Genomic DNA, 22,292 nt, shown 5'->3' on the forward strand with positions numbered 1-22,292 from the left:
TATTTACAAAAACTAAACTAATGAAAAACTTATGTCTTGCCCTTCTCCTAGTTTTATTTTTTGTTTCATGCAATAACCATAAAAAAGAAAATAAGCTTAGTATTGCCAAAAATATTGCCAATGCCCATGGTTTCGAAAACTGGAAAAATGTATCTGAAGTTGCTTTTAATTTTAATGGCAAAAGACATTGGATATGGAACCCTAAAACCAATGCCGTTACCTATACCAAAGACACCATTACCCTAAATTATAACCGTTCTAATATAGATTCAACAGTAATACAAATAGACCGCGCTTTTATAAACGATAAGTTTTGGCTGCTAATCCCTTTTCAGTTGGTTTGGGATGATGGTCTAGAAATTTCAAATCCAACTAAAGTTGAGGCTCCCATTAGTAAAGACAGCCTAAATAAAATAACCCTAACCTACTCCAATATAGGAGGTTATACACCTGGAGACGCATACGATCTGTTTTTTGACGATACATACCTTATAAAAGAATGGATCTTTAGAAAAGGAAATAGTACAACTCCTTCACTGATTAACACATTTGAAAATTATAAAGATTTTAAAGGCATTAAAATCGCTCTGGATCATAAAAATGAAGATGGAAACTGGAATCTAAAATTTTCTGATGTTAAAATTACTTTAAAACAATGACATGGAAAGCGCTTATTGGTTAAATTGCTCTTTAAAAAACTAATATGAGAACCTCAAGAATTACTCCTTCACTAATATTTATATTGTTCTTTTCACTTTTCTTATCTGCTATAATAACAGCAACAGCTCAAGACAAAGACAAAGACACCACCAAAATAGAACAAGCGTTAAATGGGTTAAAATTTAGAAGTATTGGCCCAGCATTTATGTCTGGAAGAATAGCCGATATTGCTATAGATCCTAAAAATCAAAATGTTTGGTATGTCGCTGTAGGCTCTGGTGGTGTATGGAAAACCCTAAATGCCGGTACAACATGGTCCTGCCTTACAGAAAACCAACCATTTTATTCTACAGGGTGCTTAACGATAGACCCTAATAATTCCAATACCATATGGTTAGGAACAGGAGAAAATGTTGGTGGTCGCCATGTGGGCATTGGTCATGGTATTTATGTTAGCTATAATGGTGGTAAAAGCTGGAAGCAAAGTGGATTAACAAAATCGGAACACATTTCTAAAATAATCGTCAACCCAAAAAACTCTCAGGAAATTTGGGTAGCAGCACAAGGGCCTTTATGGAGTTCTGGTGGCGAAAGGGGACTTTATAAATCTGTTGATGGGGGTAAAACTTGGAAATTAACCTTAAAAAGCAATGAATGGACTGGTGTTACAGATATTGTTATCGACCCCAGAAATGAAAAGATACTATATGCTGCCACTTGGCAGCGTCATAGAAATGTAGCGGCCTATATAGGTGGTGGAGAGGGCACTGCGCTTTACAAAAGTATTGACGGAGGAGAAACTTGGGATAAGTTATCCCATGGCTTACCAAATACCAACATGGGGAAAATAGGCTTGGCTATTTCACCCATAAATCCTGATATTCTATATGCCGCTATAGAGCTTGAAAGAAAAAAGGGAGCTGTTTACAGATCGAGTGACCAAGGTGCCAGTTGGACCAAAATGTCTGATACTGTTTCTGGTGGCACGGGACCACATTACTATCAAGAGTTAGTAGCATCACCGCACGTATTGGACAAAATTTATTTGATGAATGTTAGGGTGTTGGTTTCTGAAGATGGCGGTAAAACCTTTTACACCATGAAAGAGGCAGATAAACATTCGGATAACCATTCATTGACCTTCAAACTTAATGATCCTAACTATCTTTTAATTGGAACTGATGGTGGTATATATGAATCTTTTGACGATACCAATACTTGGAAATTTGTTAACAATTTACCAATAACACAATTTTATAAACTAGCCGTAGACGATTCAGAACCCTTCTACAATATCTATGGTGGCACCCAAGACAATAATTCGCAGGGAGGACCATCAAGAACGTTCAAATCGAACGGTATATCTAATTCAGACTGGTATGTTGTACTTGGTGGTGACGGACACCAACCTGCCACCGAACCTGGTAATCCAGACATTTTATATGCCCAATCCCAACAAGGTGAAATTAGGAGAATAGAACGCAACACCCTTGAATCTGTGTATATAAAACCGCAAGCTAGTGCTGATGATCCTTACGAACGTTTTAATTGGGACTCCCCTATTTTAGTTAGTCAACACGACCCTAAACGGTTGTATTTTGGTTCTCAACGTGTTTGGCGTTCCAACAACAGAGGAGATAGTTGGACGCCTATTTCTGAAGATTTAACTAAAAATGAAGAGCGTTTAAGTTTGCCTATTATGGGTAAAGCACAAAGTTGGGATGAAGCTTGGGATGTGTATGCCATGTCTACTTATAATACCATTACTTCAATATCGGAGTCACCAATTGATGAAAACCTCATTTTTGTTGGAACTGACGACGGTATTATTCAATACACCAAGAATGGTGGCCAATCTTGGAATAAAATTTTAGTTGATGACCTGCCTGGAGTGCCAGCTACTGCCTTTGTAAATGATATTAAAACAGATTTACACGATACTAACAAAGTGTATGTTGCTTTAGACAATCATAAATTTGGAGATTACAAACCCTATTTTTTAAAGAGTAATGATGGAGGTAAATCATGGACCTTAATGACCAAAGGTATTCCCAACAATAGTTTGGTTTGGAGAATGGTTCAAGACCACATCAATCCTAACCTCTTGTTTTTAGGAACAGAGTATGGTATTTATACATCCTTAGATCAAGGGAATTCATGGCATAAATTTTCCAGTGGACTTCCAACTATTCCAATAAGGGATTTAGCCATTCAAAAAAGAGAAAATGATCTCGTTGCCGCATCTTTTGGTAGAGGGTTTTACATTCTGGACGATTATACACCACTAAGAACCATTGATCCAAAGCAATTACAAAATGTACAATTATTTAAACCAAGGAAAGCGCTTCAGTATGAACCTATAACAGGAGGCACATCAAGTCAAGGCGCAAGTTTTTTCACTGCAAAGAATCCTGACTATGGCGCTATTTTTACATTCTATATTCCCGAAAATTTTAATACAAAGAAAGCTATTAGACAAAAAAAGGAAAAGACCCTAAAAAAAGAAAACAAGGATATTCCTTTTCCAGGCTGGGAAGCCCTTGATGCCGAAAAGAATCAAGAAAAACCTACAGCAACCTTAGTTATAAGCGACCTAGATAATAATATTATTACCAGAATCAATACACCATACAAAAAAGGTATAAACCGTGTGGCCTGGAACCTTAAAAAACCGTTTACACCATATCTTGACACAAATTCAAATAGATCACAATTCAGGCAAATACATGTTAGTCCTGGAACCTATAAAGTGACTTTATATTCTATTATTGAAGGTGATGCAAAAACACTAGGAACTACACAAACTTTTGAAGTGGAACGCATTAGAAAAAATACATTAAAAAACCCGATTTCTAATATTGAAATTAATAATTACATCAACGAATTGGAAATATTGCTCGTTGCTGTACAACAATCAAAAAATCAGTTTGAAAAAGCTTCAACTAAATTAAAAACTTTTGAAAAAGCACTAACATACTTAGAAAAAGTACCCGGTGAATTAGAACAGCAAATTTTTGATTTAAATCAAACCATGCAGGATATAAAAACTATTTTAGAGGGAAGCTCTTCAAAACAAGAAATTGGTGAAAAGGATGTAATTTCCATTATGGGCAGATTATCTACTGCCCAATCTGCTCTATTTAAGGGTACTTATGGCCCAACAAAAATGCATTTAGAAAGTTTTGACATAGCTAAAATATTATACAATAGAGTAAAACCCAAAATAATAGAATTTGCTGTCGTTGCTATTCCTTATTTAGAAAAACAACTAGTACAGGCTGGAGCACCAGTAATTATTGATTAACAAACTATATAAAAAATGGTCCCAAGATAAAATTATCTTGGGACCGTTTTTCAATAAAATTTAAAGATACTATTGTGCCTTTTCAGCTTTCATCCTATTGGATTTTAACAACTCCAAACGTTTTAGTTCTTGTTTAATTTCCTCACTTCTATCTCTTATTTTCTTGAACTTTTCCTCTCTAATTTGACGCTTTCTTTCCTTCTCTTGAGCTATTAACTCAAGATTGTGTGCTTCTTTCTTTCTTTTTTTCTTTTCCTTAATTCTTTCTAAAAAAACAAAAATATTAGCATAGACATACATGCTTAAAAAAAGTAAAGCGACAATGGATAAAATTACCCAACCATTCATCATGTTCATAACCTTAATATTTTAAGTTACTCAATAAAATTAAACAAAAGTGTTTAAGCTAAAAAATATTTAAGTTAAACAACTCAAAAACAAGACAAAACCAAAATTGCTGATATACTTTACTGATAAAGATTATACTTTTATAGATAAAATACAAACAATTTTACAATAGGTTTACTCTCCACTCATATGAGCACTATAAGACCATATTTCGTCCCATGAATTTGAAAAAACACCATCTCCCATCTCAATAAAGCTCCTCCATTTATTTTTTCCTATGGTCGTTTCAAAAGTATCCTTAAAGCTTACTGAGTCGTCATCTAATTCCGCCCAATTTTTAAAGAAACTAACAGATGCCACATGCCTTCCTAAATTTCCTTGCCTAAACTCATTATAGTATAAGCCCCAAGGATTCTCCCCTTCCATGGCCTTTACCGTTTTACTTACCATTTCAAAAAACGAGTTAAGCGAATATGCATGATCTTCATCAATTTCACCATATCTCACCAATATTAATGGATATTTGGAGTTATCTCCATCTAGCATAGACGTGTTAGATAATTCACCATTCATTTTCCAATATTCTGAAGTATGAATTTTTTTGATATAGGGCATAACATTATCTCTCCAATCTTCATCATGACCATTATTTGAAGGTCGAGAATCTAAATGCGTATAAGTTGTAGGTCCCATCATCCACACCATCCTACCTGAATTTGGTCCGGTAGAAATAGTATATACAGCTGCTTTGTAAGGCCCATCTTTATGATACTTTGCATTATGGGCGCGCATATTGTCTCCTAAAATTTTTAGCTTGGTGTAATCTGGAGTCATCATCATGCTCTCAAACATAACATAATCCTTTGAATCATCTTGTGCTTTCAAAGTAATACTGGCTCCCATTATTAAAAGAACCATTAAACATTGGGAAATTGATTTTTTAATCATAATAAAAAAATTTAGTTGATTAAATATGATACACTATTATATCATATTGATTGCTAAAAATGTTTTGGAAAAAATCGAATTATAATAAATGAAAAACTAAATCTTTCATTTAAGATACAGGCTCTTAATTTGGATTACTAAATATAATAAAAAAAAAGCAGATGATAAAAAAAGCTCTCATAATGAGAGCTTTGTACTATTTTGTTTCAGCATCAGGGCCTTTATACTTCCATTTGGAGTACCCCCCTTGTAAATCGTAAATTTTTTTAAAGCCAGCTTCTTCCAGCTTTTTTGAGCACTTACCACTTCTGCCACCACTTTGGCAATACACAATAATAGGTTTTTCCTTATCTAGGCTTTCAATATCTTCTAAAAAAGTAGGTGATAAAAAATCAATATTTATTGCACTCGGTATAAAACCTTCACTATATTCTTCAGGTGTTCTAACATCTACCAATTGAACGCCCTTGTTTTGCAATAAAGCTTCCATCTCTTCTTGGGTAACAATTTTGGTCTGGGATGCCGTAGGTTGTTTACATCCTACAAAAACCATTAACCCAAATAAAAATAAAACCAACCTCATTTGCAATGTTTTAGTCTATATCTACAATATCACCTTGCCATTCTAAAATACCTCCTTCAAGGTTAAATACGTTATCAAAACCTAACTCATCCATAATGCGACAGGCTTGGCCACTTCTATTACCTGATCTACAATACACATAGTAACTTTTGGCCTTATCTAATTCTTCAAGTTCATTAATAAAATCTTGTCCTTTATAAATATCTAGATGAATGGCGTTTGGAATCATTCCATCGGCTATTTCATCATCAGTTCGAACATCTAAAACAACTGCATTATTGTCTTTAGCAAGTTGTTCAGCCCATTCTTCTTGTGTTAAATCTTCCATTGGTTAGTAATTAGGATGAGATACAAAATTAATATATCTTATTTAAATATAAACAAAAAAAATCCGAGTAAATTACAACTCGGATTTTTTATTGGAGTATTTTTCCTTTAAGCCTTTATGGAACAGCCAATAGCTTTTGTTTCTTTTTGTTCAACTTCCCTACCTTCTAAAAGAGCTTTAACTGCGTTTTCAACATATTTGGTATTAACTTCAGAAGCATCTTTATAATTGTCATCAATAGCTCCAATATATTTTACTACACTCCCTTTTTTAGTTTTTTTCAAGACAAAAACCTGAGGTGTCCTCGTTGCCCCAAACTTTGGAAAAACGGTTTGTTCCTTATCTATTAAATAGGGAAAAGTAAAGCCTTTGGTTTTTGCGCGTTTTTTCATGGCCTCGAAATTATCTCCTGGCTTGACATTAGTATTATTTGGCATTATGGCGATTACCGGATACCCCTTAGGCGCATATTTATTATTAAGTTCAATAATTCTATCCTCGTACATTACTGCATAAGGACAAGTATTACAAGTAAAAGTTATTATAAATCCTTTGGCATCTTTATAATCTGATAGGGAAACCATATTCCCATCTATGTTCTTTAACTTAAAGTCGTTAACTACATCACCTATTTGATATCCGTTGCTTAAACTGGATTTTGAATTTTTAAAAGCACCAAGCATCGTAAATAAGACCAATGCAAGTGCTATGTATTTAATTTGTTGCATAACTGTATGTTTATTTTAAAAATTGTTTCAATTCGGTATTTAACTCATCATAAGTAAATGATTGTTCAAAAAATTTTCTTGCATTATTTTTATATATCATTGTAGCGGGTATAGAACCTGTCCAGGTACTATCTACTTTTGGTATCCAGCCATTCATATCTGGATCGTCTAGAGCAACAACTTTAGATTTTAATTTTTTACTGACTATAAAAGGCTTTAATTTTGTCTCGTATAAATGAGGAAAATCCAAGCTTACCAATAGAACCTCAACATTTTCTCCTTCATATTCTTTTTTAATCTTCTCAAAATAAGGCAGTTCCTTAACACAAGGAGCACACCAAGTGGCCCAAAAATTAATAATATAAACCCTATCATCTTTTTTATTTAAAAATTTAGAAAACTCATCAAAAGTATAAACTTCCAAATCTATAGAAGAAGTGCTTTGTACAGTAGGATGATTATCACCAATTAAATTAACAGAATCATGGCTACTTTTTTTATTACCACAGTTAGAGAATAAAAAGAATAATGTTAAAAAATAAAGTGACTTGAAAATTTTCATGAATAAACGCTGTTAAACAATACAACCATTAAATTTAAATATTCGTAAAATGAATCTTACTTAATTTAACAAAAGTTTAATTTTATGCAATCAGCATACATCTTTATAAACAACAACGGGTAAATGTATATAGAAGTAACAATGAGGCTTAAGAGCTCATTTGATTATTAGGCAAAATAAGGTTAATAGCAAACTAAAATTCGTCCTAGACCTTATAACCATCTAAAACTACCAGACTAATTATGGTAGTTTTTTTATTAAACACAAATAAAAACCGTTTTAATTATTGCGTAATTATTTTTTCATTTCTATATTTGAACCGTTAAACAAAAATAAATGAAAACGATTTTAAATAATACTTGGTGGTGGTGCTTTCGAAACTAAATTTCGTGAAGTAAACCTGGTATTTTTAAAACTTAAAAAATATAAAAGGCTTGTCATTCACGACAAGCCTTTTTTGTTGACAGTAAAATAAACAAATGTTAGAAAATAATTACTAAAATTTTTAACATTTGAAATGAGCTATGGCAGCTTAATTGATAACAAACAAAATGATTATTTACGAATTGCATCTGACCAATAAAAAATAAACATTAACAGATGAAAACATACAACATACAAACTCATTATAAAAAAATTCTAGCCGATACCATTACGCCGGTAAGTGTCTATTTAAAAATAAGAGATAAATTTCCTAACAGTATTTTATTGGAAAGTAGTGACTATCATGCTAACGATAATAGCTTCTCATACGTCTGCTTTAACCCGATAGCTTCCATCAAGATTGAAAATGAAGTAATCATGGAAACTTTTCCAGATGGGAGCCATATTACAACCATAATAGACGACCACACCAATGTTACTGAGAAAATCCATGGGTTCACAAAACGATTTAATGCGAGTTCTAGTCAAGATTTCAAATTCATAAACAATGGGTTGTTTGGTTATCTAGCTTATGATGCCGTTCGTTATTTTGAGGATATTGAAATTTCAAAAAAGGAAAATTCATTACAAATACCTGATGTGTATTATGCTGTTTATCAAAACATCATTGCTATCAACCACTTTAAAAACGAAGCTTATATTTTTGCGCATTGCTATGAAGCAGACAACAATATTGATGATATTGACCATCTTATAAAAGTTAAAAATTTTGCCTCTTACAGTTTTTCTTCTAATGGTAATATTGAATCAAACTTAACAGATGAAGAATTTAAAGAGCATGTGGAATTGGCCAAAAAACATTGTGCAAGAGGTGATGTTTTCCAATTGGTGCTTTCTAAAAGTTTTACGCAACAATTTAAAGGTGACGAATTTAACGTTTACAGGGCATTGCGTAGCATTAACCCTTCACCTTACCTATTTTATTTCGATTACGGGAATTTTAAAATTTTTGGCAGTTCTCCTGAAGCTCAACTCATAGTAAATCATGGCAAAGCTGAAATCCATCCTATCGCAGGAACATTTAAAAGAACAGGAAAGGATTCTAAAGATGCCGAACTAGCTAAACAGTTAACCATAGACGATAAAGAAAATGCCGAGCATGTCATGTTAGTAGATTTAGCTCGTAACGATTTGAGCAGACATGGCAGCAATGTAACGGTTGAGACTTATCGTGAGGTTCAGTTTTTCTCGCATGTTATCCACTTGGTTAGCAAAGTAACTGGGAATAAACATAAAAACACCTCAACTATGCAGGTGGTGGCAGATACTTTTCCTGCAGGAACCTTAAGTGGTGCCCCAAAACATCGGGCCATGCAACTCATAGAGCAATACGAAAAAACAAGCCGTACATTTTATGGTGGAGCCATTGGATTTATGGACTTTGACGGCAACTTTAACCATGCCATAATGATCCGTACCTTTTTGAGTAAAAATCATAAACTACATTGGCAAGCAGGTGCAGGACTGGTATCAAAATCCAATGCCAAAAATGAATTACAGGAAGTGTATAACAAACTAGGCGCATTAAACAAAGCTATTAAACTAGCGGAAGAGATTTAATCATGATAAAGGTATTAGTTATAGATAATTACGACAGTTTCACATATAATCTTGTTCATTATTTAGAAGATTTGAACTGTGATGTCACTGTATATAGAAATGATAAATTAACATTGGAGGATATAATCCCATTCGATAAAATTGTATTATCACCAGGTCCAGGTATCCCAGATGAAGCAGGACTATTAAAACCAATCATCAAAGCGTATGCTCCTACAAAAAGTATTTTAGGTGTATGCCTTGGCCAACAAGCTATTGGAGAGGTTTTTGGTGGCTCTCTCATTAATTTAGATGAAGTTTATCACGGTGTGGCTACAAAAGTAAAAATTTGTGTTGATGACGAAATCCTGTTTAAGGGATTGGACAAAAGTATCGATGTTGGACGCTATCACTCATGGGTAGTTCATCATAATTTACCCGAGGAATTAGAAGCCACATCCTTTGATGCTAATGGACAAGTCATGTCCTTACGCCATAAAATATACGATGTAAAAGGAGTACAATACCATCCTGAATCGGTATTAACACCCGATGGAAAAAAGATATTAGAAAACTGGATATCCAGTTAGCAGTATACCGTTAAGATATGAAACATCCATAGCTAAGTTTTTTGATTCATAGCAATAATGACTATTTGGATGTAGCATGTGTCCTTTAAAAAACAATATATAAACACATGAAAAAATTACTAAACAGACTCATAAACCACGAAAACATATCCACAGAAGAAGCCAAGCAAGTATTGGTGAATATTTCCAACGGCATGTATAACCAAAACCAAATTGCTTCATTCCTAACGGTATTTATGATGCGAAGTATTACGCTTGAAGAATTACAAGGGTTCAGGGATGCGCTTTTAGAACTGTGTATTGCTATAGATTTAAATGATTTTAACGCTATCGATTTATGCGGTACGGGAGGTGACGGTAAAGACACATTTAACATTTCAACTTTAGCATCTTTTGTAACTGCAGGTGCCGGTGTTCATGTGGCCAAGCATGGAAACTATGGTGTGTCTTCGGCCTGTGGCTCATCAAACGTGATGGAATATTTGGGCATTAAATTTTCAAATGATGAAGATTTTTTAAAACGTTCCATAGACCAAGCAGGTATTTGTGTGTTACATGCACCCTTATTTCATCCCGCCATGAAGAACGTTGCTCCTATACGTCGTGAATTAGGCGTAAAAACTTTTTTCAATATGTTAGGACCTATGGTTAACCCGTCATTTCCTAAAAATCAAATGGTTGGGGTTTTCGATTTAGAATTACAACGCTTATATGGTTATTTATACCAACAAACCAATAAAAACTATAGCATAGTTCATGCTCTTGATGGCTATGATGAAATTTCACTTACAGGGAAGGCTAAGGTGATTTCAAACCAAGCCGAAACCATGTTTAGTGCAAACGATCTAGGCATATCTGAAATTAAGCAAGAAGAAATATTTGGAGGAAGTACCGTAGAAGATGCTGCTAAAATATTTATGAATGTGATTAAAGGGAATGGTACAGAGGCCCAAAATAATGTAGTATGTGCCAATGCCGGATTAGCAATAGCAACCTCCAAACAAATTTCACACAGGGAAGGGTTTGAACTTGCAAAAGCATCGTTATTCTCAGGAAAAGCAAAAGCTAGCTTGGATAAGTTGATTGAATTAAGTAAAAATTAAGACTTTTAGAGTGAATATACTAGATAAAATAGTAGAAGATAAGCGCAAAGAAATAGCCCTTAAGAAAAGTTTAATCTCAACCCAACAATTGGAGCAATCTGATTTATTTGAGAGAAATACAATTTCTTTAGCCACAAAATTAAGGAACAGTAATTCTGGAATTATTGCAGAGCACAAACGCCGTTCACCATCAAAAGCGGTTATCAATAACAACTTGAATGTATTTGATGTAGCATCTGGTTATGAAAATGCAGGAGCCTGTGGTATGTCTGTCTTAACCGACAGCAAGTATTTTGGGGGGGCTCTAGATGACTTGTTATCCGCCCGTGCCAGTTGTCATTTACCTTTGTTACGAAAAGAGTTCATTATAGACGAATACCAAATATTAGAAGCCCGAAGCTATGGCGCCGATGTTATTTTGTTGATTGCTGCTATCTTAACACGAGAAGAAATCAAACATTTTTCAGAATTTGCAAAAAATCTAAATCTGGATGTACTTCTTGAAGTTCATAATGAAGAAGAATTACATAAATCCTTAATGCCCAGTTTGGATATGCTTGGGGTGAATAACAGAAACCTAAAAACGTTCGAGGTAAGTCTCGATACTAGTAAAACCTTAAGCCTTCTTATTCCAGATGATTTCGTGAAAGTTTCTGAAAGTGGCATTAGTACTGTTAAAGCTATAAAAGAGCTTCAGCATTATGGTTACCAAGGTTTTCTAATAGGTGAAAATTTTATGAAGACCGATAACCCAGGAGCCAGTGCAAAAGTTTTTATAAATGAATTAGAAAATTAAGACAATGAAACTGAAGATTTGCGGCATGAAATATCCAGATAACATTAAACAGGTTACTACTTTGCAACCCGATTATTTGGGCTTTATATTTTATGATAAGTCTGCAAGGTTTTTTAATGATAATATCCCTGAAGTCTCCAATACCATAAAAAAAGTAGGTGTTTTTGTAGATGCCCATTTGAAAGAAGTCATTAACATAGTAAACAAATACAATTTACAAGTAGTGCAATTGCACGGTAGTGAATCACCAGAATATTGTAGTAAATTACGGCGTAACAAAATAATAATATCAAGCGGAATAGAGATAATAAAGGTCTTTTCAATAAAAGACGAGTTTAATTTTGAAGCTTTAAAACCATACGAAACGGTTTGTGACTATTATTTGTTCGATACTAAAGGCAAACTCCCTGGAGGGAATGGCTATACATTCAATTGGGATGTACTAAACCAATACCCATCAACTAAACCGTTCTTTTTAAGTGGCGGAATTGGTATCGACCAAATAAATGATATAAAATCATTTCAACAAAGCAAAGCTTCATATTACTGTTTTGCCCTAGATGTTAACAGTAAGTTTGAAATTAAACCTGGTTTAAAAGATATAGAATTATTAAAGGAATTTAAACAACATCTGTCATGCTGAGCGCAGTTGAAGCACTTTATCAGTAACACTTCACTTTGTTCAATAGACATTAACACAATAAAATGAACTACAACGTAAACGAAAAGGGTTATTATGGTGAATTTGGAGGTGCTTACATCCCCGAAATGTTGTACCCCAATGTAGAGGAATTGCGCCAAAACTATTTAAAGGTCATGGCCGAACCCGAATTTCAAAAGGAATTCAACCAACTTTTAAAGGATTATGTAGGACGACCTTCACCTTTGTATTACGCCAAGCGCTTATCAAAAAAATACAATACCAAAATCTACTTAAAACGTGAAGACCTCAACCATACAGGTGCCCATAAAATAAACAATACCATTGGGCAAATCCTTATGGCCAAACGTTTGGGTAAAACCCGTATTATAGCCGAAACAGGTGCAGGACAACATGGTGTGGCCACAGCTACCGTGTGTGCCTTAATGGGATTGGAATGTATTGTATATATGGGAGAAATAGACATAGCCAGACAAGCCCCCAATGTAGCCCGTATGAAAATGCTGGGTGCTAAAGTGGTTCCTGCAACATCGGGAAGCAAAACCTTGAAAGATGCTACCAATGAAGCTATTCGCGATTGGATAAATAACCCCGTTAACACACATTATATAATCGGTTCGGCAATTGGCCCACATCCCTACCCAGACATGGTGACCCGCTTTCAGGCTATCATTTCAGAAGAAATAAAATGGCAGTTAAAGGAACACGAAGGCAAGGAAAACCCAGATTACGTGGTTGCTTGTATTGGTGGTGGTAGTAATGCGGCCGGCACATATTATCATTTTTTACATGAAGAAGATGTGAACATCATTGCGGTTGAAGCGGCTGGTTTAGGTATACATTCAGGGGAGAGTGCAGCAACTTCAGTTCTTGGTAGAGAGGGTATTATTCATGGTTGTAAAACTTTGTTGATGCAAACCATAGATGGACAGATTACAGAACCCTACTCCATTTCGGCTGGATTGGATTATCCAGGTGTTGGGCCCATGCATGCTCATTTGTGTAAAACGGGCCGTGCCGAATTTATGTCGATTACCGATGATGAAGCCATGAACGCAGGGTTGGAACTCTGTAAATTAGAAGGTATTATTCCTGCCATTGAAAGCTCGCATGCCTTGGCCATTTTTGAACAAAAACAGTTTAAGCCTAATGATGTCGTGGTATTGAGTCTGTCTGGACGTGGTGATAAAGATTTACAGAATTATATTGAGTATTTTAAGATTTAACGTTATCCCGAACGCAGTGGTGAAATCACTAGAAACAGATTGCCACGTCACTTCGTTCCTCACAATGACACTAAAAACAAAGCAATGAACCGCATTCAAAATAAACTACAAGAAAACAAAAAGTTATTGTCCATATATTTCACTGCTGGATATCCAAACTTGAATGATACCGTTTCTATCATTCAAGATTTGGAAAAAAATGGTGTTGATTTAATTGAAATTGGCCTACCATTTAGTGACCCGCTCGCCGATGGCCCCACCATTCAACATAGTTCGACACAGGCTTTAAAAAATGGAATGACCACAGAAATTCTGTTTAACCAATTAAAGGATATTAGACAAACCGTTTCCATTCCTCTAATCATTATGGGCTATTTCAACCCCATGTTACAATATGGTGTTGAAGCATTTTGCCAAAAATGTCAAGAACTTGGCATTGACGGACTCATTATTCCTGATCTTCCTGTTGATGTATACCATGAAGAATATCAATCTACTTTCATAAAATATGGGTTAACCAATATCTTTTTAATTACGCCACAAACCAGTGACGAGCGTATTAGGTATATCGATTCTGTTTCCAACGGTTTTATTTATATGGTAAGTAGTGCCAGCACTACGGGCGCTAAATCTGGATTTGGCGATGAACAAAACCAATACTTTAAGCGCATTGCCAATCTAAACCTTAAAAACCCACAAATTGTTGGTTTTGGTATTAGTAATAACCAAACATTTACACAAGCCACGGCTTATGCAAAAGGCGCAATTATTGGTAGTGCATTCGTTAAGTATTTAAAGACGCATGGAACAAATTCAATTTCTGGTTTTGTGAAGACGGTTTTAGGTTAAGAATTATTTTGCGCAGGTGATTGTAGCTCCATCATTTAATTTGGCGGTTTAGAAAGAGGGGTTCAATAAATTAAAGATAATATGAGAATGCCCGAAAGAAACTCCAAATTTTATAAGTTTTTATTCAAATCGAATGGCCTTAACAGGTGAAATTTTAGTGATGATATACGATGGCACTAATAGCATTAACAAACATATTGCCATTGTACCAAAATTTAAAGCAACAATATAGCCCACGTTAATAAACACAGGGGCTTCGGTAACATAATAAACACTAGGATCCAACGGAAACAATTTAAAGTATTTTTGAGCAAAAAGAAGTCCTAATCCAATACTATTTCCCCAAAACAACCCAAGGATTATCAAATAGTAAGCATTATAAATAAATAATTTTCGGATACTCCAATTATCGCTACCCAATGCTTTTAAGATGCCTATCATTTGGGTACGCTCTAAAATAAGCACCAACAAAGCAGTTATCATGTTGATGCCAGCAATAAGAATCATAATACCAATAATGCCATAAATGTTAGTATCGAAAATCTTAATCCATTCAAAAATGGAATAATATTTATCGGAAACGGTTTGGGTATTTAATTCTGAAGGTGTGTTTTTATAGATTTCAATACCCTTTTTCTCCAACTCACTATAATCGTCAATAAAAACCTCAAAATTCCCTATATCATCTTCATCCCATGTATTTAACCGTTGAATATGACGCAGATTTCCAATGAGGTATTGTTTATCCAAATCCTGAAACCCAGAACTATACACACCTACAATGTGGCATTTTACATAATTTGGAGCTTTTTCTGGGTCACTATTTACAAAAACCATTTGGAAACTATCTCCTAATTTGAACCCTAAACGATTAGCCAAATATTGTGAAATAAGTACTTCCTCACTCCATTTCTTTTCAAAACTTGGTTTACGTCCTTGAACTAGAAACGCTTCAAAATATTTCCAATCGTAATCCATTCCCACGCCCTTATAAACGGCAACTTCAAAATCGTTTTCAGTTCGTATCAAGCCTAGTTTAGTTGCAACAGCTTGAATATGAGTTATCCCTGCAACCGATTTAAACTCGGGATAAAATTCTTGTTTTTTTGATATGGGAACAATGCTTTCCTGAGAATTATTACTATCGTAATTGGCAATAGTTACATGACCATTAAACGCCACCACTTTATCACGAATCTTTTGTTGAAGTCCTATGCCCGTTGCAATAGCAATCATCATAACCACAATACCTATAGCAATTGCGGCAATTCCAATTTTTATTATTGGTGCCGAAATACTACTTTTATATGCTTTACTTGCTATAATGCGTTTAGCTATAAAATATTCGTAATTCAAAATTTGCTATGACTTTTTATCTGTTCAAAAATACAGTTTTATTCCCGATAATTATTGGTATTGTTTTAATGATTTCCTGTGGTTCTAAAGCAAAAAATAATGATGAAGTTAAAGAAATATGTAATAAAGTAAAGAAGGATAGTCTTATTATTGTTGGTGCCAATCAAACAGAGTCCTATTTACCCCTACTAAAAAACAAAAGTATTGGCATTGTTGCTAATCAAACTTCGGTAATATTTAAAAACAGGGTATCTTCGAGTTACTCAGACACGAACATTTCGCAAAATCTTATTTTCATACATCTGGTAGATTCACTATTATCATTAAATATAGACATTAAAAGAGTCTTTGCTCCTGAACACGGGTTTCGTGGCACAGCAGATGCAGGTGAACTGGTTAAAGATGGCATTGACACTAAAACCAATTTACCAATCGTGTCACTCTATGGTAGTAATAAAAAACCGACTCCAGAGCAATTGAAGCACTTGGATTTGATGATTTTTGACATCCAAGATGTTGGCGCAAGGTTTTATACCTACATCTCAACATTACATTATGTTATGGAAGCTTGTGCCGAAGCCAATATCCCCGTTTTAATTTTAGATAGGCCTAACCCAAATTCACGTTATGTTGATGGCCCTGTTTTAGAGATAGAGCATAAAAGTTTTGTAGGTATGCATCCTATTCCTGTTGTCCATGGGATGACTATAGGAGAATACGCCAAAATGATTAATGGTGAAAAATGGTTAAATAATGGCATACAATGTAAATTAACAATTATTCCCGTCGAAAATTACAATCATTTTTTAACTTATAGCCTACCTATAAAGCCAAGTCCAAATTTACCAAACGACCAATCCATTAATTTATATCCAAGCCTATGTTTTTTTGAAGGCACGAACGTCAATGCCGGACGTGGCACCAATATGCAATTTCAAATTTTTGGAAGTCCTTTTCTAAATCCACAACTTTTTAAATTTAACTACACTCCAAAATCTAATGAAGGTGCTAAATACCCAAAGCATCAGGACAAGTTATGTTATGGTGAGAATTTAACTGAAGTTAAAAATTTGAATAACTTAAATTTAAGCTGGTTGATTAAAGCCTATAACAACACAAAAAATAAAGAGGATTTTTTCAATTCATTTTTTACAAAACTAGCAGGCACTAATACCTTGCAACAACAAATTGAAGCTGGCCTAACAGAAACCGAAATTAAAGCTTCTTGGCAAGAAGATTTAAACGCTTTTAAAGCCATAAGAAAAAAGTATTTAATCTATCTCTAAGCTATTAATCTTTATCTGGTTTAAATGTAGGTTTTTGATATTCTTGAAAGGGTTGAATCAACAAATCCTTTATATTGCTGTTTTGTTTTTCATCTAAAAATACATCTACTCCATAAATGATATCTTTTGTATCCAATTTCATATAAGTACCTAAAAGCCTATCCCAAATTGAAAAAATATTCCCATAATTAGAATCGGTGTAAGGCATTCTATAGTGATGATGTACCTTGTGCATATCTGGAGATACAAGCACATAACTTATAGCGTTGTCAATTCTCTTGGGCAATTTAATATTGGCATGGCTGAATTGGGTCGCCAACACTGACAAGGATTGGTAAAGAAAAACCAATCCAATAGGAACACCAACTACAAACACCCCAAACACGGTAAAGAAAAATCGAATAATACTTTCTATGGGATGGTGTCTATTAGCCGTCGTGGTATCTACTTTATCATCGGTGTGGTGTACCAAATGTACCATCCACAGTGGCTTCACTTTATGTTCTATATAATGTGGTAAATAAGCTCCGAAAAAATCCATTAATACTAACCCAACAATGCTGTATAGCCACAAAGGCATCTCAGGTGACCAATTAATAATTCCAAAATGGTTATCCTTAACCCAATCAGCCGTTTGTAACAATATAAAGGCTAAAGGCAAATTGACCAATATTAGAGTTATGTTGAAAAACAAGTTAGGTATTGCATGACGCCATTTTCTGTAATTGAATTTAAATAAGGGTATTAACCCTTCGATAATCCAAAACAAGGTCAACCCACTAACAATTAAGATAACGCGATGGTGTCTTGGGATAGTTTCAAAATAATGTAAAATGGTATCCACAATAACAATAATTTACTGACTAAAATAATTATTTTATCCGTTTCTTCATAGCCTCCAAAATGTTAAAAGTCGCTGGGCAAATGGCTACATTTTTTAAGGTTAAATTAGAAATTTGCTGAAACTTTTTCCTGTCGGTATGAGGAAATTCACGACAGGCTTTTGGACGCACATCATAAATAGCACAATAATTATCCGCTCCTAAAAATACACAAGGCACACGTTGTAGCACATAATCATTATCCTCATCAATACGTAAATAGTGCTCTATAAATTGTTGTGGCTTCTGTTTAAAGAACTTAGCAATACGCTCTATGTCCTTGTCAGTAAACAAAGGCCCTGTGGTTTTACAGCAATTGGCACATTGCAAGCAATCGGTTTGTTGAAACTCCTCATCGTGCAATTCCTGCATGATGTAATCCAAATCCTTAGGCGGTTTCTTTTTAAGCTTGGCAAAGAACTTTTTGTTCTCGTTATGCTTATCTTTGGCTAGCTTTGGAAGATTGTTTATTTGGTCTTGCATGGTGTAAAAATACTATTAATAATGAGATGCTGAAACTAGTTCAGCATGAGAAAATGATGAAAGATCTCTTCGGAAACGCATTATTAGATTACCAAAACGGAAATTATACGGAAGACCTTATCACTTCAACCAGTATTTCTGATGATGATGTTTTGCCCTTGTCCTATTTATTTCGTGATTTTAAGGACATGCCCAAATTAGAACAGAAGGCTCTGCAAATGACCAAAGGCAATGTTTTGGATGTAGGCTGCGGAAGTGGCAGCCATAGCCTATACCTTCAAAACAAAGGATTACATGTAAAAGCCATTGATATTTCACAAGGTGCGATACAAGTGGCCCAAGAAAGAGGTGTAAAACATGCCAAAGTCTTAAATGTTTTAAAGGAAACCGAAACATTCGATACCATTTTATTGCTTATGAATGGCACCGGCATATTTCAAGAAATGGTACAGGTTTCAAACTATTTAATCCATTTAAAAAGTCTGTTGAAACGCAATGGGCAAATTTTAATCGACTCATCCGATATTAAATACATGTACGAAGACGACGATGGTGGCTTCTGGATAGATACCAATGCTGGTTATTATGGTGAATTGGATTATTACTTGTCCTATAAAGGTGAAAATGAATACCCCATGAAATGGCTTTACTTGGATTTTGATACCTTAAATCTAGCTTGCAATACCGTTGGCCTAAATTGTGAATTGGTTATGGAAGGCGAGCACTTTGATTATTTAGCGAGGTTGCATTAATTCTTTAAAACTTATTAATCTAAATTGTAATTTTTAATTCGAATCAGCTCATTCATTAGTTCTATTGGGGTAAAATCTAATATTAAATCTCCAAAACTATCAAACCATACTTTCTCGTTTCTTCTTTTAATTTCATCTATTAATACAATTTTAGCCAATTCTCTTTTATTACGCATTAACAATCCCCAAAAAGCATAAATCCTAATATTTGGATAATCATTTTTAGACATTAATACTAAATCATCAACTTTTGCTTTTTTGACAACTTTCAAAAAAACTTTATGAACTTCATTGTCTATATAATTTTTATTTTTATAAATCATATTTTGGGTCCAATTATCTACAACAAAATAGGTAGTATCATTATAAAATGAAGGAATATCCGTAGAAGATTTCTTTAATTCTTCTATTAATTTAATAACTTTTCTACTTGAAAAATCCTGTCCATAAAGCATATATATGGGAATTGTTAAACAAACAAGAAAAACTACTTTCTTCATTTTAAAATATAATTGAATCAATCATTAAATCTATAATGCCCAATAATCTTAAAATCGAACAAACAGTCTTCCAACACCTGTCCCCTTCCAATATTATGAACAATTAAAAAACGCTTGCCATCTTTTGATTTTATATTGACAACTATTCCTATGTGCGTTATCACACCTCCTAAATTCCAACAGACAATGTCTCCTGGAATATAATCATTGACTTTTAATGAGATTGGTAGCTCTGCCCCTTGTCTTTTAAAATAAGTCATTAAATTAGGAACGCGCCTATGGTCGATATTTTTATCGGTTGTTTTTAATCCCCACAATTTTGGATAAACGTTAAAATTGGTTTTCATGTCTTCATGAACCGCTTTTTGCAAATCCACGCCTAATTTTCGGTAAGCCCTAATCACGACATCGGTACAAACACCTTTGTCACTAGGCACATCACCATTAGGGTAAGGAATTGAAAAGTAACTGGGATCGTAAGTCACTTTTTGCTGTGTCAATTGTAAAGCCGCATCAGATAATGCTAATGCTGAAGTAGCACTCTGCGATGTGCAAACAAGGCTAAAAAGAAATAAAAAACTAGTGTTATTCTTTTCATAGCCTTTAAATACTTTATGAGAGTAATGTCCAAATTAGGCTTAAAAATCAAACTTAAACGTCGCTCCCGCTAAAAACTGTATCCCTTGTACAGGATAAAACATCCATCGTTGGTAGGTGTTGTTCGCAATATTGTTAGCTTTTGCAAAAACCGCAATTTTATCATTAATGTTATAACCTAAATGGGCATTGGCGTCAAAATAACTATCCAAGGTCACCACCATAGCTTGTGGCTCTTGGAATGGCTCTATCATACTTAATAAATCTTTACGCTCTCCTAAGTAAAACAAATTAGCTCCTGCAAACCAATGTTCATCTATTTGGTAATCTAAAAACAACGACCCCTTAATATCGGGTAAATTCCATGCTTCTTCTTCATCATTTGTAGAATAACTAAAATATTCTGCCTTAATGCCTAAGGTAAAATTCCGGTTAACATCTACATTTATCTCCCCTGCAAGACTAAAGGTGTCCACATCGTCATGAACTACACCAAAAGAATTACTGTATTGATAATCTTCGGCATCGGTAAAGTCAAAAAAGGTTGTATTATGTCTATACAATGCCTTATTTCTTTCGGCCAAATAGCCCCCACTTATATTATAACTCATATTACTAGACAGCTTTCCCTTTAAACCAACATAGGCATTGTACTGCTGGTCTGTGGGCATAACAAACAATGTTGGCGACACAAAAGGATTTTCGTTTGCAAAATCGTAATACGAATTTTGTATCAATCCCCCCTCAATACCACCGTAAGCAATCAACACATCATTAACCAAGCGGTAAGTGGCTGTTATTTTTGGGTAGATATAAAACTTACTATCACCACTTTCCTTATCGCTTAAATAAAAGAGCGATACACCAAAATTAACAGTTAAATCGTCCTGTTTCATCTCATACTGTGACCCCACCCCTATTTGAAAGTTCCCATAATTTAAGGCTTCACTTATATCGAAAGACCCATCTATGTAATCAAAAACCAAATCTGTGGACAATTCCTCCTCTCCAATGGGAATATCAACTGCCGTTTTAAATTTGAAACGGTTTTCACCCGATCCATGATTATCCCCAAAACGTCTAAAAAAGAAACTTCCTGAATTAATATAGGTGTCTTCAAAAGCGATGTCGCCACCAAAATGGGCACTGTAAAACGAATGATCTACTTGGATATTACTGGATTTAGCAAAATTAACCAAAGCCTCTTCTACACCATACCAATTATAGGTCTGTCTTTGAAAACCTCCTTCTACATTCCAAGATAAATCTCGTAATTGTGACGAATAATTGGCATTGATTTTAGAATCTGAAAAATCATCTTCAAACTGTACGCCTTCAATACCGCCCTGTGAGGAATGATGACTTAAATAACCTCCAACGCTTTCGGTTCTGCTAATGGCATGATTTAAATATAACTCGCCCAAAAGTGTTGTATATGTACCTACACCTAAAGTAGCATAATTATCATATAGCTTAGTGGGTTTTGCCTTTTCAACCAGAGCTGCTTTTCCTTTTGCAGGCGTAAAGGTTGATGCTACTGGAATAGAGAAAATGTTATATTTGATATCTTTTTTTGTTTCTGTTACGGCATCATCTAAGGTTGGGGTCTCCTTTACTTTAAAAGCATCGGATATAGATGGCGTATAAGGTTTAACAACATCTATAACCCCTGTTTTAAGTGTGTCGCTTTGCTTTCTTTGAGCAAATACCAATGTTATTCCTAATAAAAAAACAATTACTGTTATATGTTTTATGTGCTTTCGCATAA

General features: G+C 34.4%; 23 protein-coding genes. 11 read left to right on the forward strand and 12 right to left on the reverse strand.

Features of this window, described 5'->3' with window-relative positions; all coding sequences use genetic code 11:
- The first annotated feature begins 20 nt into the window (after positions 1-20).
- A complete protein-coding gene (locus tag MR053_RS12620) occupies positions 21-659 on the forward strand; it encodes a hypothetical protein (RefSeq protein WP_242132779.1) in 639 nt (212 codons plus the stop codon).
- A gap of 44 nt (positions 660-703) precedes the next feature.
- The gene (locus tag MR053_RS12625) at positions 704-3,964 is read left to right on the forward strand and encodes a WD40/YVTN/BNR-like repeat-containing protein (protein WP_242132780.1); all 3,261 of its coding nucleotides are present in this window, start codon (positions 704-706) and stop codon (positions 3,962-3,964) included.
- Positions 3,965-4,033: 69 nt separating this feature from the next.
- Here the strand turns inward: MR053_RS12625 and MR053_RS12630 are convergent, their stop codons facing one another.
- From MR053_RS12630 to MR053_RS12655, 6 genes are all read right to left on the reverse strand, one after another.
- Positions 4,034-4,321, reverse strand: a complete 288-nt coding sequence (locus MR053_RS12630) for a hypothetical protein (protein ID WP_242132781.1) — start codon at positions 4,319-4,321, stop codon at positions 4,034-4,036.
- Between the two features lie 165 nt (positions 4,322-4,486).
- Positions 4,487-5,260: a hypothetical protein gene (locus tag MR053_RS12635; RefSeq protein WP_242132782.1), complete on the reverse strand. Its 774-nt coding sequence runs from the start codon at positions 5,258-5,260 to the stop codon at positions 4,487-4,489.
- A 196-nt stretch (positions 5,261-5,456) separates the two neighbouring features.
- Positions 5,457-5,843, reverse strand: a complete 387-nt coding sequence (locus tag MR053_RS12640; RefSeq protein ID WP_242132783.1) for a rhodanese-like domain-containing protein — start codon at positions 5,841-5,843, stop codon at positions 5,457-5,459.
- A 10-nt stretch (positions 5,844-5,853) separates the two neighbouring features.
- Positions 5,854-6,171, reverse strand: a complete 318-nt coding sequence (locus tag MR053_RS12645) for a rhodanese-like domain-containing protein (protein WP_242132784.1) — start codon at positions 6,169-6,171, stop codon at positions 5,854-5,856.
- 107 nt (positions 6,172-6,278) lie between these two features.
- On the reverse strand, positions 6,279-6,899 hold the full coding sequence (locus MR053_RS12650) for a thioredoxin family protein (protein WP_242132785.1): 621 nt from the start codon (positions 6,897-6,899) through the stop codon (positions 6,279-6,281).
- 10 nt (positions 6,900-6,909) lie between these two features.
- Positions 6,910-7,461, reverse strand: a complete 552-nt coding sequence (locus MR053_RS12655; RefSeq protein WP_255745076.1) for a TlpA family protein disulfide reductase — start codon at positions 7,459-7,461, stop codon at positions 6,910-6,912.
- A 600-nt stretch (positions 7,462-8,061) separates the two neighbouring features.
- Between MR053_RS12655 and MR053_RS12660 the strand changes: the two genes are divergently transcribed.
- The 7 genes from MR053_RS12660 to trpA all read left to right on the forward strand — a co-directional run bounded on the left by MR053_RS12660 (position 8,062) and on the right by trpA (position 14,669).
- A complete protein-coding gene (locus MR053_RS12660) occupies positions 8,062-9,465 on the forward strand; it encodes an anthranilate synthase component I family protein (RefSeq protein ID WP_242132786.1) in 1,404 nt (467 codons plus the stop codon).
- 2 nt (positions 9,466-9,467) lie between these two features.
- Entirely contained in the window at positions 9,468-10,034 is a 567-nt protein-coding gene (locus MR053_RS12665; RefSeq protein WP_242132787.1) for an anthranilate synthase component II, read from the forward strand.
- A 107-nt stretch (positions 10,035-10,141) separates the two neighbouring features.
- The gene (trpD, locus tag MR053_RS12670; protein WP_242132788.1) at positions 10,142-11,137 is read left to right on the forward strand and encodes an anthranilate phosphoribosyltransferase; all 996 of its coding nucleotides are present in this window, start codon (positions 10,142-10,144) and stop codon (positions 11,135-11,137) included.
- A gap of 10 nt (positions 11,138-11,147) precedes the next feature.
- Positions 11,148-11,933 carry an indole-3-glycerol phosphate synthase TrpC gene (trpC, locus tag MR053_RS12675; RefSeq protein WP_242132789.1) on the forward strand — a complete coding sequence of 262 codons (786 nt, stop codon included), beginning with the start codon at positions 11,148-11,150 and terminating at the stop codon, positions 11,931-11,933.
- Positions 11,934-11,937: 4 nt separating this feature from the next.
- The gene (locus tag MR053_RS12680; protein WP_242132790.1) at positions 11,938-12,576 is read left to right on the forward strand and encodes a phosphoribosylanthranilate isomerase; all 639 of its coding nucleotides are present in this window, start codon (positions 11,938-11,940) and stop codon (positions 12,574-12,576) included.
- Positions 12,577-12,638: 62 nt separating this feature from the next.
- Positions 12,639-13,820, forward strand: a complete 1,182-nt coding sequence (gene trpB, locus MR053_RS12685) for a tryptophan synthase subunit beta (RefSeq protein ID WP_242132791.1) — start codon at positions 12,639-12,641, stop codon at positions 13,818-13,820.
- A gap of 84 nt (positions 13,821-13,904) precedes the next feature.
- Positions 13,905-14,669, forward strand: a complete 765-nt coding sequence (gene trpA / locus MR053_RS12690; RefSeq protein ID WP_242132792.1) for a tryptophan synthase subunit alpha — start codon at positions 13,905-13,907, stop codon at positions 14,667-14,669.
- Positions 14,670-14,789: 120 nt separating this feature from the next.
- On the opposite strand, the gene MR053_RS12695 is transcribed toward trpA, so the two are convergent.
- Positions 14,790-16,025, reverse strand: coding sequence for an ABC transporter permease (locus MR053_RS12695; RefSeq protein WP_242132793.1), 1,236 nt, complete (start codon positions 16,023-16,025; stop codon positions 14,790-14,792).
- 8 nt (positions 16,026-16,033) lie between these two features.
- Between MR053_RS12695 and MR053_RS12700 the strand changes: the two genes are divergently transcribed.
- Positions 16,034-17,311 carry an exo-beta-N-acetylmuramidase NamZ family protein gene (locus MR053_RS12700; RefSeq protein ID WP_242132794.1) on the forward strand — a complete coding sequence of 426 codons (1,278 nt, stop codon included), beginning with the start codon at positions 16,034-16,036 and terminating at the stop codon, positions 17,309-17,311.
- A 4-nt stretch (positions 17,312-17,315) separates the two neighbouring features.
- Here the strand turns inward: MR053_RS12700 and MR053_RS12705 are convergent, their stop codons facing one another.
- Both MR053_RS12705 and MR053_RS12710 read right to left on the reverse strand, forming a co-directional pair.
- The gene (locus MR053_RS12705) at positions 17,316-18,155 is read right to left on the reverse strand and encodes a sterol desaturase family protein (RefSeq protein ID WP_242132795.1); all 840 of its coding nucleotides are present in this window, start codon (positions 18,153-18,155) and stop codon (positions 17,316-17,318) included.
- Positions 18,156-18,183: 28 nt separating this feature from the next.
- Positions 18,184-18,675 (reverse strand): YkgJ family cysteine cluster protein, encoded by a 492-nt coding sequence (locus MR053_RS12710; RefSeq protein ID WP_242132796.1) that lies wholly within the window; start codon positions 18,673-18,675, stop codon positions 18,184-18,186.
- A 56-nt stretch (positions 18,676-18,731) separates the two neighbouring features.
- On the opposite strand from MR053_RS12710, the gene MR053_RS12715 reads away from it, so the two are divergent.
- Complete coding sequence (locus tag MR053_RS12715; protein WP_242132840.1) at positions 18,732-19,427, forward strand: class I SAM-dependent methyltransferase; 696 nt, start codon at positions 18,732-18,734, stop codon at positions 19,425-19,427.
- 14 nt (positions 19,428-19,441) lie between these two features.
- Here MR053_RS12715 and MR053_RS12720 read toward each other — a convergent pair whose 3' ends face one another.
- From MR053_RS12720 to MR053_RS12730, 3 genes are all read right to left on the reverse strand, one after another.
- A complete protein-coding gene (locus MR053_RS12720) occupies positions 19,442-19,927 on the reverse strand; it encodes a hypothetical protein (protein ID WP_242132797.1) in 486 nt (161 codons plus the stop codon).
- Between the two features lie 17 nt (positions 19,928-19,944).
- The gene (locus MR053_RS12725) at positions 19,945-20,427 is read right to left on the reverse strand and encodes a DUF1287 domain-containing protein (protein WP_394800340.1); all 483 of its coding nucleotides are present in this window, start codon (positions 20,425-20,427) and stop codon (positions 19,945-19,947) included.
- 138 nt (positions 20,428-20,565) lie between these two features.
- Positions 20,566-22,290: a porin family protein gene (locus MR053_RS12730; protein ID WP_242132798.1), complete on the reverse strand. Its 1,725-nt coding sequence runs from the start codon at positions 22,288-22,290 to the stop codon at positions 20,566-20,568.
- Positions 22,291-22,292 lie beyond the last annotated feature (2 nt).

Origin of the sequence: Aestuariivivens marinum (genome assembly GCF_022662175.1) — a bacterium.
Lineage (GTDB): Bacteria > Bacteroidota > Bacteroidia > Flavobacteriales > Flavobacteriaceae > Aestuariivivens > Aestuariivivens marinum.